General features: G+C 46.1%; 8 protein-coding genes. 5 read left to right on the top strand and 3 right to left on the bottom strand.

Going from position 1 to position 12961, the window contains the following annotated elements:
• Positions 1–75: 75 nt before the first annotated feature.
• On the top strand, positions 76–3048 hold the full coding sequence (locus tag NFI81_RS13565) for a glycosyltransferase family 117 protein (RefSeq protein WP_234611911.1): 2973 nt from the start codon (positions 76–78) through the stop codon (positions 3046–3048).
• Between the two features lie 91 nt (positions 3049–3139).
• On the opposite strand, the gene NFI81_RS13560 is transcribed toward NFI81_RS13565, so the two are convergent.
• From NFI81_RS13560 to NFI81_RS13550, 3 genes are all read right to left on the bottom strand, one after another.
• On the bottom strand, positions 3140–4318 hold the full coding sequence (locus NFI81_RS13560) for an endonuclease/exonuclease/phosphatase family protein (RefSeq protein WP_234611912.1): 1179 nt from the start codon (positions 4316–4318) through the stop codon (positions 3140–3142).
• A gap of 120 nt (positions 4319–4438) precedes the next feature.
• Positions 4439–5602 (bottom strand): molecular chaperone DnaJ, encoded by a 1164-nt coding sequence (gene dnaJ / locus NFI81_RS13555; RefSeq protein ID WP_234611913.1) that lies wholly within the window; start codon positions 5600–5602, stop codon positions 4439–4441.
• Positions 5603–5616: 14 nt separating this feature from the next.
• Positions 5617–6252: a nucleotide exchange factor GrpE gene (locus NFI81_RS13550; protein ID WP_234611914.1), complete on the bottom strand. Its 636-nt coding sequence runs from the start codon at positions 6250–6252 to the stop codon at positions 5617–5619.
• A gap of 112 nt (positions 6253–6364) precedes the next feature.
• Between NFI81_RS13550 and queG the strand changes: the two genes are divergently transcribed.
• From queG to NFI81_RS13530, 4 genes are all read left to right on the top strand, one after another.
• Entirely contained in the window at positions 6365–7312 is a 948-nt protein-coding gene (gene queG / locus NFI81_RS13545; RefSeq protein WP_234611915.1) for a tRNA epoxyqueuosine(34) reductase QueG, read from the top strand.
• 130 nt (positions 7313–7442) lie between these two features.
• The gene (locus NFI81_RS13540; protein WP_234611916.1) at positions 7443–7856 is read left to right on the top strand and encodes a DUF1761 domain-containing protein; all 414 of its coding nucleotides are present in this window, start codon (positions 7443–7445) and stop codon (positions 7854–7856) included.
• Positions 7857–8235: 379 nt separating this feature from the next.
• The gene (locus tag NFI81_RS13535; RefSeq protein ID WP_234611917.1) at positions 8236–11328 is read left to right on the top strand and encodes a SusC/RagA family TonB-linked outer membrane protein; all 3093 of its coding nucleotides are present in this window, start codon (positions 8236–8238) and stop codon (positions 11326–11328) included.
• Between the two features lie 15 nt (positions 11329–11343).
• A complete protein-coding gene (locus NFI81_RS13530; protein ID WP_234611918.1) occupies positions 11344–12894 on the top strand; it encodes a SusD/RagB family nutrient-binding outer membrane lipoprotein in 1551 nt (516 codons plus the stop codon).
• The last annotated feature ends 67 nt before the right edge of the window (positions 12895–12961 follow it).

Raw genomic sequence — 12961 nt, 5'->3', positions numbered from 1 at the left:
TGATAAAACTGCTCATAGCGGGTCACCGTCTTTGCGCATTTTGTCCATAACATTTTTAAATTTACTGTCTATCAAATGACCCGTTTCAACCGTTCCAACAACCTTACGGGTTGGATTGTTTTCGCAATCGCATTAATCACATATACGCTTACAGTTGAACGAACTGCCAGTTTTTGGGATTGCGGAGAATTTATTGCTTGTGCTTTCAAATTACAGGTGCCACACCCTCCGGGAGCACCTTTTTTCCTGTTAATAGGGCGCATTTTTTCACTGTTGGCATTCGGCGACCTCAGCAACGTCGCTTACTGGGTCAACATGGTTTCGGTGCTGAGCAGCGCTTTTACAATTCTTTTCCTGTTCTGGACCATTACATTGCTGGCACGCAAGCTGATAGCCAAATCCGATGCTGACCTTACATCAGGCGACATCATCCTGTTAATGGGTGCAGGAATTGTGGGTTCACTTGCTTATACGTGGTCCGATTCATTCTGGTTTTCGGCCGTTGAAGCAGAGGTTTACGGGATGTCATCATTCTTTACGGCCATCGTGATCTGGGCCGTTTTCAAATGGGAACGTGTCGACGATCCGGCTGCTGAAAACCGCTGGCTGATCTTTATCGCTTACCTGGTTGGACTTTCCATAGGCGTCCATTTGCTGAATCTGGTAACTATTCCCGCCTTAGCATTGGTTTATTATTTCAAAAAATATCCCAAGGTCAGCGTTTTCGGAGGCATTCTTGCATTTGCTGGCGGGCTTGTAATTCTGGCCATTATCAACTCCGGTATCATTCCCGGTTTGCCGAGTGTTGCAGGTAAATTTGAGATCTTCTTCGTTAACTCACTGGGACTTCCTTACAAATCCGGTGTTATATTCTTTATCATTATTTTCATTGGCGCCATTATTTGGGGGATTCGTTATTCTCACAAAAAAGCCAATGTGCTCCTTAATACAGGCCTTCTTTCCCTGGCTTTTGTTTTGATCGGTTATGCGAGTTATCTCATGGTGCTTGTGCGGGCCGAGTACAATCCGCCGATCAATGAAAACAATCCTAATGACGTGCTAAGCTTCGTTTCTTACCTGAAAAGGGAGCAATATGGCAGTCGTCCTCTGCTTTACGGACCATCATTTGTATCGCGTCCGGTAAGCCAGAAACGCGGTGCGCCTATGTATCGCAAGCAGGATGGTAAATATGCCATTTATGACTATCGTCCTGAGTATGAGTACGAACCGGGAAGCAGCATGTTGTTGCCTCGTATGTACAGCACCCAGTCGGGTCACCCGCAGCTATACCAGCAAATGACTGGCTTGGCAGAAGGCCAGAAGCCGACGATGGGTAACAACCTGTCTTTTATGTTCTCGTATCAGATCGGACATATGTATTGGCGTTATTTCCTCTGGAATTTCGTTGGGCGTGAAAGTGATGAGGAAGGGGCTGGAAACATGCTTCCGTGGGATGCAGGTAAAAAATATCCCGCACCAATTGCCAATAACAAGGCGCATGATAACTATTTTATGCTGCCATTTATTCTGGGGTTACTTGGGATCGTGGTGGTTTATTTCAGACAAAAACGAGATCTGCTTGTCCTGGGATTATTGTTTGTATTAACAGGCGTAGCACTCGTTGTTTACCTCAACTCGCCGCCGACGGAGCCACGTGAGCGGGATTATATTTATGTTGGATCATTCTACATTTTCTGTATCTGGATTGGCTTTGGGGTGATTTCCGTCGCCGATGCATTAAGCAAATTTGTGAAAAGCGCCACGACGCGTGCCGGAGCAGCTACGGCAGTTTGCCTGGTTGTGCCTGTTATTATGGGTGTAAAAGGCTGGGATAACCACAATCGCGATAACAGATTCCATTCCGTTGATTTTGCCAAAAACCTATTGAATTCCTGCGCACCGAACGCGATCCTGTTCACCGGCGGTGATAATGATACATTCCCATTATGGTACGTTCAGGAAGTGGAAGGCTTCCGGACGGACGTTCGTGTTTGCAACCTAAGCTTGCTGGGAACCGACTGGTATATTGACCAAATGAAGCGCAAAACGTATTTATCAGAAGCGCTTCCGATTTCTTTGGATAAGAACAATTATGCTTTTGGTAAAAACGACATTGTGCCTTTCTATGAGATCCCGAGCGTAAAAGCGGGAATCAATTTGAAGGAATATCTTGGATTGGTAAAACAAGAAAACAAGGCCATTCAGGTGCCGCTTACCAGTGGTGATATGACTTCGATTTTGCCGTCATCCGTTCTTTTCCTGCCTGTGAATGCTGAGGCAGTGAAGAAAATGAACATTATCAAAAGCGACCTGATCCCATTCGTAAGCGACTCCATCAGCTGGACGATTGGAAAGGGTGATTTATACAAATCAGACCTGATCATGCTGGATATTATCGCCACAAACGACTGGGCCAGGCCGATTTACTTCTCTTCTACATTAGGGGGTTCAAGTTACCTAAATTTGAAAGAATACATGCAGCTGGAAGGATATGCTTACCGCCTGCTTCCAGTAAAAGTGCCAGGTGCCAGCGACGGTTACGTGAACACGGATGTAATGTATAACAACCTGATGAACAAGATGTTCTGGCGCGAGCTTGATAATCCAAACACTTACTATGATAACACATACTTGGGTTCACCGGTTGCCACAGCGCGCATCGCATTCCTTCGTTTGACAGGTCAGCTCATCGCAGACGGCAAGAAGGATGAAGCTAAGAAAGCGATTGAAAAATCTTTGGCGACAATGCCTGACAAAAGCATTCCATACGATCAGTTTTCCGCAAACTTTATAGGGCCATTGTTCGATTTGGGAGAAACTAAAAAGGCATTGGAAATAGCAGAAACAATGGCTACCCGCGCAGATGAAGTGTTAACATGGGCCAAAGACAACGGGACCACCAAACGCCGTGACAGCAATGTATATCTGTACATCATGCAAATCATCGTTCAGGAATGCCGCGAAGCCAAACAAGAAGCCATAGCCAAGAAGTACGAAGCCATTTTCCAGAAGCATCTGGCAGCGTTTAATATGTACGGCGGACAGTAACCCAGTCTCCTGTCACCCTGAGCGTAGCCGAAGGGGCGTTATCACCTAGGTAATAACGCCCCTTCGGCTACGCTCAGGGTGACAAGGGGGATTAATCCAACCCAACCTTCACCCAAACCAACCGGTGATCCGAACTGGATTCCCGCTTCTCAACCAATTCAGCCAGCGGCTCGCCTTTTGCTGGCCAGAAAACGCCGCTGTCAAGAACTTTCAATCCAGCCCGTGAAGGGAGCACGTAATCGGCACGCATACGCCATACTGCTGTGTGGTTCTTGGCAAATGGGTTGCTGCTGGAATGTTCCGGACCGCCTTTGCTGGCTGGCGCCGCATCATTGTTGATTTTTGCATGTGCCAGCAGCGATTTTATTCCTTCACCAATGGCATTTCCTTCATCAGGCGAAGCATTTTGATCACCTAAAATTACGAAACTTGCGTCCGCAGGTAATGAACCCCGCTTGCCCTTATCATCGTAAATGTAAGCACCCTGCTCGCCGCTGATATAGTCATTCCAAAACCGGATTTCGTCGTGATTACGCTTTCCGTTCCGGTCCTCAGCACCGTCAAAGCTGGGCGGCGTAGGATGGCTCGCCAGAAAATGGATCGTCTTTGCACCAAATTTGATTGGAATGTCCCAGTGCGATTTGGAAGAAAGCGGAAATTGCTGCCAGGCTTCGGGTGCATACCAATCTGTATTGTCCGGCTTTTTCGTTAGTAAAGCGCCAGGCATATCCTTCCATTTAAAATGCTGAAAAGTGCGCACCTGATCGGCGTCAATCGGATATTTTGATAAAAGTGCCATTCCATATTGGCCTGGATAAAGGCCGAATCCCCATGCATCCGCTCCAAAGCGCTCCGCCTTTCCATTATTATCCAGATCATAAGGGCTCGGCTGTCCGGTGTTGGACGTTGCGTAGTAGTAATAAGGATAATCAATCGCTTTTGCGCCGTCCGAATCAACATTCAGATAAGCTTTTACAAATTGCACAACCCCTTGCTGCGGATCGGCGATATAGTCAAACTCATTCAATAAGATCACATCCGGCCGCACTGTTTTAATGATCCGGGCAATGTTGCGGATTTGCGGGTTTGTTCCACTTGCCAGCTCTTTGATCAGCACTTGTTCGGAAATGTCTTTCGTGCCCTTCGGGACATAATTTTCCGCCTCCATACTAACATTATAAGTCGCGAAAGTGAGTTCAGTAGGAGTGTTATTTTGAGCAAAGAGCATTTGCGAAAGTAATAGGGCAATGGATAATAGTATCGTTTTCATCGATCATCAGTTGTGTTGGACCGCATAAGTCGTGTAAATTAATGGATTAAGGTTCAAAATAAACAAGCCGCCTCATTGCTGAAACGGCCTGACCATTATTTAATGATTTATTAAAGGTTCTCAGTGAAAGAAATCCTTCATTTTATCAAAAAAACCTTTTTCATTCTTGCCTGGTTTCGGCTGGAAATTAGGCGAATGACGAAGCGATTCCAATGTTTCACGCTCATCCGATGAAAGCTGCTGCGGCGTCCATACATTAATATGAACCAACTGATCACCTTTTCCGTAACCGTTGAGATCCTTAATCCCTTTACCTTTCAGCCGCAGAATTTTGCCGGCCTGCGTGCCTTGTTCAATGTTGATCCTGGCCTTGCCGTCAATGGTAGGGATTTCAACAGAAGTTCCCAAAGTGGCGTCAATGAAGCTCAGGTGCATATCGAAAACAATGTTGTTACCATCCCTTTTCAGATTCGCATCTTCTTCCTCTTCGATCACTATCAAAAGATCGCCCGCTACACCACCGCGTGTAGGCACATTGCCTTTTCCCGACATCGACAACTGCATTCCTTCGGCAACGCCACCCGGAATGTTCAATGTGATCAGGTCATCCTGCAACAAACGTCCTTCTCCTGCACATGAATCGCAACGTTCGCTGATGATCTTGCCGTCACCGTTACAAGTAGGACAAGTGCTTGTCGAAACCATCTGGCCTAGCATTGTGCTTACCACTTTCCGTACTTGACCTGTTCCGTTACACGAATTACAGTTTGTCAGCGAGGTTCCGTTTTTAGCACCATTGCCACCGCAAGTGTTGCAGGTCACGTGTCTTTTTACTTTTATTTTTTTCTCAACGCCATTCGCAACCTCTTCGAGGTTCAATTTGAGCTTGATCCGCAGATCAGAACCTTTGCGAACCCGACGGCCACCGCCACCGGCACGTCCGAATATGTCACCAAATGGGTTGCTTTCTCCAAAAATATCACCAAACTGAGAGAAAATGTCATCCATGGTGAATCCGCCGCCGCCGCTAAAACCGCCAGCTCCCGCGCCTGCACCGCCTACACCTGCATGACCAAACTGATCATACCGCGCGCGTTTGTTATCATCGCTGAGAATGCTGTAAGCCTCCGCAGCTTCTTTGAATTTATCTTCCGCAGTAGGATCGTCCGGATTTTTATCCGGGTGAAACTTAATTGCCAGCTTACGATAAGCCTTCTTAATGTCTTCTGCCGCAGCGCCGCGATCTACGCCAAGGACTTCGTAGTAATCTCTTTTCTTTGCCATTTTTGTTGCTGAAATTAAGCTCCTACGATCACTTTCGCGTAACGTATCACTTTGTCGTTAAGAAAATACCCTTTTTCGATCTCATCGATCACTTTTCCTTTGAGATCTTCCGAGGGTGCAGGGAACTGCGCAATCGATTCGTGAAGCTCTGCATCAAATGTTTCGCCTTTGGATTCCATCGGTTTAAGTCCTTTGGCTTCTAGCGTTTTAGAAAGTTTGGTATATATCAGATCAACGCCTTCTTTCAGCGCGTCGATCTCTGTTGAAGATTCAAATGATACTTTTGCACGCTCGAAGTCGTCAACGATAGGCAGGATGGCCTTAACCATATCAGCGCTGGCACCGGAAATCATTTCCAGCTTTTCTTTTGCAGTCCGTCTGCGGAAGTTTTCAAAATCGGCGTAAAGACGAATGTATTTGTCTTTCAACTCAGCGAGTTCAATCCTGGCTTCTTCAATAGGATCTTTTTCAACCGACGATTCTCCGGAAGGCGCGTCATTTTTTATCTCCTGGCCTGCATTGTCCAAAGGCACTGTATTTGTTCCGATCGCCTCGTCGTTGTCTAACTTGTCAGCATCCACTGACGCTTGTTCCTCGTTCATTTCGTAAATTTTGTCTTGATCTATGTTGGATTCGGTATTTTCAGGCATAATTCTTAATGATATTGTGTTGTTTTAATCAACCTTTTTATACCTAAATTATTTTGCCACGCCTAAAATACTGACAAGATGGCATTTTACAATCAATTCGTAACTTTGCAGTATGACGGCAGAAGATCTTGTAAGGCAGCAGCGGAGTCAGTTTATCAAAGCCAAAGCACTTGAAAATGGTTTTGACTTCTGTGGTATTTCCAAAGCGGATTTTCTAGAAGAAGAAGCGCCCCGTCTTGAGAACTGGCTGAATAAGAACAATCACGGCGCAATGGGCTACATGGCCAATCATTTTGACAAACGCCTCGACCCGCGAAAGCTCGTAGACGGCGCTAAAAGTGTCATTTCCGTTCTCCTTAATTATTATCCCGAAAACAAACTTCCCGAAAGTCCCGACGATTTAAAACTATCCAAATACGCTTACGGAACGGATTACCATTATGTTCTGAAAGAAAAACTGGGCGCACTTTTACAGGCCGTTCAGGACGAGATCGGGGAGGTGAGTGGCAGGATTTTCGTGGATTCTGCACCGGTTATGGATAAAGTTTGGGCTGCGAAAAGTGGCCTGGGCTGGGTAGGAAAGCATTCTAACCTGCTCAACCGCGACATGGGCAGCTTTTTCTTTATCGGAGAAATCATTTGTGACCTGGATCTCGCCTATGACGGCGCCGTTCAGGATTACTGCGGAACATGCACGCGCTGCCTCGATGCTTGTCCGACGGACGCCATCACCGAACCATTTGTGGTCGACGGCAGTAAATGTATCAGCTATTACACCATTGAATTAAAGGAAGCCATTCCGCAAGAGGCTCAGGGTAAGTTTGATAACTGGATCTTCGGTTGCGACATCTGCCAGGACGTGTGTCCATGGAACCGTTTTTCAAAGCCGCATACCACCAAAGAATTCACATTACCTGAAAGTCTGGCAGGCTTTACCAGCAATGATTGGCAGGAAATTACGGAGGACGTTTTTCGCGAACTGTTCCGCCGGTCACCCATCAAAAGGACCAAATATGACGGTTTAAAGCGCAATATCGAATTTGTTCTATCCTCCAAATAAAAAAAACACAACTAATTCCGAAACAACCTATATTTGAAATCGGTGGGCCACCTTTGCGGCCCGCCTCGGGGGACCCGCCCCGGGAGTTCCCGCCCCGGGGGGGCCGATGACTGAATAAAACACTCAAAAAATGAGAAAACAATCTGTCAATCTTTGGGCCGTGCTTGTATGTGTGGTGTTAGGTCAGATTATACCAGCTTTATGGTATACCATATTTTCGGAACGTTGGATGGCTTTGAACGGCTTTACATTGGAACAGATGAAAGGATCGACGAGTCCGGTTCCTTATCTTGCCAGCATTGTTTCGTCTTCTTTTATGGCATATACTTTGGCGTGGGTATTTACTAAGATCCCTGTCAGATCTTTACTTTCTGGTATGCTAACCGGCTTGCTTTTCGGCGTGGTTTTTGTCTTTTTGGAAACCATTGTGAAAGATATGTTTTCCATGCGTCCGCTGCTGCTATCCTTCATTGATGGTGGCGTAAGTGTGCTCGTATACGCAATCACGGGATCCATCCTCGGCGCATGGCGCAAGTATGACTAGCAACCTCGTGCTAAGTACATAATCATCTTGCAATAATACTAGTTCTCTGCGAATTGTTACGATCGGTGACCCTTATACAGGCTTCCCGGTCTTTTCAATTTATTTTATTTTGACTCCGCCCATTTTTGAGTTTTACAAAATTTCAGAAACCGCCCCTACAACGTTGTGTTTCGAGCACGCAGAAAATTTGCGGTAATTTTAATAAATGTATCTTCGACAAATAATATTTCTTTCTTTGTTAATATCATCACTTTTATCAGTTGGCATATCCAAAATTGCGGAATATTAGTTTAGTGCAATTAAATTTTGCCAAATAAATTGCTTGTGTTCTTTATTAATTATAAATTTCATAAAAATTCAATAAACCCAAAGCTAACCTATGAAAAGAGGTCTACAATGCCTGCTGCTCACGCTACTTGTGACAGCACTATTTAATTCCGTTTCAATGGCCCAGGACCGGCAGCTTACCGGGAAGGTCAACGACGAGAACGGAGCAGGAATACCCGGCGCAAACATCCTCATTAAAGGGACAACCCGAGGAACCAATACAGATGCGGAGGGGACATTCACAATCACAATGGGAGCAACAGGAACGCTCATCATTTCTTCCGTAGGTTATTCATCCAAAGAGGTTGAAGTTACATCGGCGGTTTCCAACGTTAATGTGAATCTAGAACCTGATGTTCGGAATCTTGGTGAAGTGGTTGTAACGGCCCTGGGGATCTCAAAAGAGCAAAAAACACTGAGTTACGCAACTCAGATGATCAATACCGACAACTTTTCAAAAGCACGCGAATTGAATGTTGCCAATTCGCTTTCGGGGCGTGTTGCTGGTTTGGACATTGTGCGTTCTTCCTCCGGCGTAGGTGGATCGAGTCGCGTGGTTTTGCGTGGTGACCGTTCTATCACTGGAAATAACCAGGCTTTGATCGTAGTGGATGGTGTTCCAATTGATAACTCCAATTTCAGCCCGGGCAACGCCAACGGTGGCCGCGACGCCAGCGATGGTCTTTCCAGCATTAACCCGGATGACATCGAATCGATCAACGTATTGAGAGGAGCGTCTGCGACTGCATTGTACGGAAGCCGCGCTGCGAACGGCGCTCTTTTGATCACAACCAAAAAAGGTGCGGTGAGAAAAGGAGTTGGTGTGAATATAAGCAGCACATTCCAAATGGAGCAAGCGATGGAATTGCAAAAATTTCAGAATGTTTATGGTCAGGGTGTTGAAGGTAAATTTCAGCCCAACAGCGAATTTAGCTGGGGTCCTAAAATGGACGGACAGCAAGTGGCTGCCTGGGGGCCGGATCCGGACAACAAAGGCAAAACCTATGCATATTCTCCACAACCTAATTCCTATAAGGATTTTTATTCAACAGGAACATCCCTGGCCAATTCAGTTTCTCTGACAGCCGGCAATGAAAAAGTGCAGACTTACTTTTCCTACACGAATACATCAGCCAAGGGAGTTGTGTCCAATAACAAATTGAACAGGAATAACTTCAATTTACGTTTGTCGAGCCAGATCACAAGCAAGCTGAGCTTCGATGGTAAAGTGACCTACCTGAGCGAAAAAATTGAAAACAGACAGCAAACGGGAGAAGCGTTCGCAAATTTACAACGCCACATTCTGCGTCTTCCAAGAAGCATTTCCTTAGACCAGGCCAAGGATTTCGAATATGTAGATCCGGCAACCGGAAAGACGCTGCAAAATTACTGGAACCCGGGTTCTAATGGTGGTCAAAACCCTTACTGGATCAAAAACCGCGTCCTTGCGCTTGATAACCGCGACCGGATTTACGGATTTACCTCTCTTAATTACAAAGCCACTCCGTGGTTGACTGTAATGGGCCGCGCCGGATATGATAAGTATATCGATAAGTTTGAAGGTAAATGGTATACCAACACATACACGATCGCAGATTTCGGGGATTACCAGACCAACTGGAGAGACAATTCGGAATTGAACCTTGATTTGTTTGCCCTGGTAAGCAAGCAGTTTAGTGAAAACTTTAAACTGGATGCAACGGTGGGTGGTAACATATTACAACGCGATTATGTCAATCACCAAACCCTGAATAACGGGTTGAACCGCGATAATTTGTTTGTAACAACCAATGCCAGAAACTCTGTCACCAACAGGACCGTTACACAAACCCGCAAGCAAGGCGTATTTGCATCAGCGGATTTGATCTGGAGAGATGCATTGACGCTTTCTGCGTCTGCCAGAAATGACTGGTCATCCACATTGCCCACGGAAAACCAATCTTACTTTTTCCCATCCGTTGGCGCTGCTGCGGTTTTGAGCAGCTTGTTCAACCTTCCGCAAGCCATTTCTTTTGCCAAGATCAGAGGAAGCTATGCGTTAACGGGTAATGATGCAAGCCCATATCTTTTAGCGCAAACTTACTCTTACGTGGCGGGAGGAAATACCGGTTATATCGTCAGGGATAACATTAAGCCGTTCCCTAGCTTGAAGCCGGAATTAACAACAGCGCGGGAAATTGGTTTGGAAGCGAAATTCCTTCAAAACAGAATCGGTTTTGATGTTACATTATATAGCAGCAATTCCAAAAACCAATTGTTCCAGGTTCCACTATCTCGTGCATCGGGATGGAGCTTTGAATACATTAATGCGGGTGATGTGAAAAACAGCGGTATCGAAGTGACATTCAATGTGGCGCCGATCAAAACGGAAAGTTTTTCCTGGAACCTTGATCTGAATTATGCTAGGAATGTGAATGAAGTGGTGAAGTTGTCCGACAGGGTTGCCACACTTCCCCTCGCCTCCGACTTTATGAACTTCGTTCGTGCGGAAGAAGGAAAAGCACTTGGTCAGATTTACAGCCGGGGCTTTCAAAGAGACGACCAGGGACGCATCAAGGTGGGAGCCAATGGTATTCCCCTTGTAACGGCCAGCACAACGGTTCCATTAGGCACTTCGCGTCCAAGCTGGACTGGCGGTGTTACAAACCGTTTCAGCTATAAGGGCTTTAATTTAAGCTTCCTGATCAGCGGAAGAATCGGTGGAGTGGTTACTTCATTTACCAACGCCGTAATCTATGCGGACGGTGTAACAGAAGAAACACTCGCCGGACGTGACGGAATGGTTGTAGAAGGCGTACAGACTGACGGAAGTGCGAATACAGTTTCAACAACTGCGGAGGCTTACTGGAAATTTGTCGGTGGTCGTAACACACCAATCGGTGAGGCTTTTACATACAGTGCTTCCAACATCAGGCTAAGAGAAGCTACGCTGGGTTATAGCATTCCTGCGAGCGTGCTGGCGAAATCGCCTTTCCAGGGAGCTTCACTTTCCATCGTGGGTCGTAACCTGTTCTTCCTGATGAACAAGGCAAAAGGTTTTGACCCTGAGCTGGTTGCGGGATCGGCCAATACAACTGTTGGTTTGGAATCGTTCTCGATGCCATCCACGCGCTCATTGGGTGTAAGTCTTAATTTGACATTCTAATTGTAAATCTGAAAAATGAAAAGGAGCTATAAAATATTATCGTTCGCTCTCCTTACAACTGTCGCAGCGGCAACTTATTCCTGCACGGGAAATTTTGAGGAGATCAATACAAATCCAACCAAGCTGACTGAACTGGATGAGTCCGGAACAGAAAATGCATATGCAGCAGCGCAATACCGGTCTATTTTTGCAGCCTGGCAAACTTACCAGAGCCTTTTCGCGGATTTGCAGGGCCAGTACTTTGCCAATGTAGCGCAAGGTTTCTCTTCGGATCGCAATGTAATGGTGGGTAACTGGCTCAATGGAGCCTGGAATGACTTCTACGGCACAGCCATTCCTGCATTACTGGGTGTTCTGGAAAATACAGGCCCTGGCGGCAAGTATGAAAATCCAGGTAAGTTTGCGATGGCAAATATTTGGAAAGTATACATGTATTTGCCAAGAACAGACTATTGGGGACCCATTCCTTATTCCAAAGTAGGCAGTGGAGAAGCATCTGTGCCGTATGACAGCCAGGAATTCATTTACAAGGATTTCATTACAACATTGAAAGCTTCAACAGCTACCCTGGAAACGCTGAAAGGCACGAAAGTTTTTGGCTCGGTAGACCAGATTTATGCGGGAGATGTTAATAAATGGATCCTGTTTGCCAACACATTGAGACTAAGGATTGCCATGCGAATGTCCGAAGCAGAGCCTGCATTGGCAAAAACGGAGGCTGAATCCGCCGCCGCTGCCGGAACATTGGCAACCAATGCAGACGATGCTTTCCTAAAAGTAACGCCCAACTCGTTCAATCCTATGAACCAGGCTACTGCCTGGAACGAATTTCGGATGAGCGCGGCAATGGAAAGCGTATTGAAAGGTTACTCAGATCCCCGGATCAGCAAATATTATGCACCGGTGCCAGGAACAACCAATACTTTTAAAGGATTGCGCAACGGTTATACACAGGGAGAGCTGGGCCAGCCGATCAATGCTGCAAGCGCCACTTCCAATGTTGCAGATGCATTTTTGCCGGCAGTGCAGGGCACTAATCCGTTTGCGATCATGTACGCTTCCGAGGCTTATTTCCTAAAAGCAGAAGGTGCATTGAAAGGATGGAATATGGGCACGGGAACAGCAAAGGATTTCTACGAAAAAGGAATTGAAATTGCTATGAAGCAGTGGGGAATTGCGGATGCAGCGGCGATTACAGCTTACATCAATGGCACAACGCCTCCGGTTGCTCTGGCTGATTTTGTAAAATCTCCTGCTTTGACGGATGTTCCCGTTAAATTCTCAACAGTCCCTGCGAAACAGCTTGAACAGATAATCACGCAGAAATGGCTTGCCAACTATCCAAACGGTCACGAAGCATGGGCGGAGTATCGCAGAACAGGTTATCCTAAACTATATGCCCGTATCAACTCTGATAATCCTGATTCACCAAAAGACGCAGTGGTGAGACGTACGCCATATGTCGACAGTGAAAAGCAGACGAACCAAGCGGCCGTTACCGAGGCCATTTCGCTGCTCGGCGGACCAGATAACTCAGCGACCAGACTTTGGTGGGATAAGCCTTAATAACATTTAAAATTTTCACATTGTAACAAAAAGGCGGGCACATTGCCTGCCTTTTTGTTATCTTTTA

This window comes from Dyadobacter fanqingshengii (genome assembly GCF_023822005.2).
Classification (GTDB): Bacteria; Bacteroidota; Bacteroidia; order Cytophagales; family Spirosomataceae; genus Dyadobacter; species Dyadobacter fanqingshengii.
This window is presented reverse-complemented; position numbering and strand designations above follow the sequence as displayed.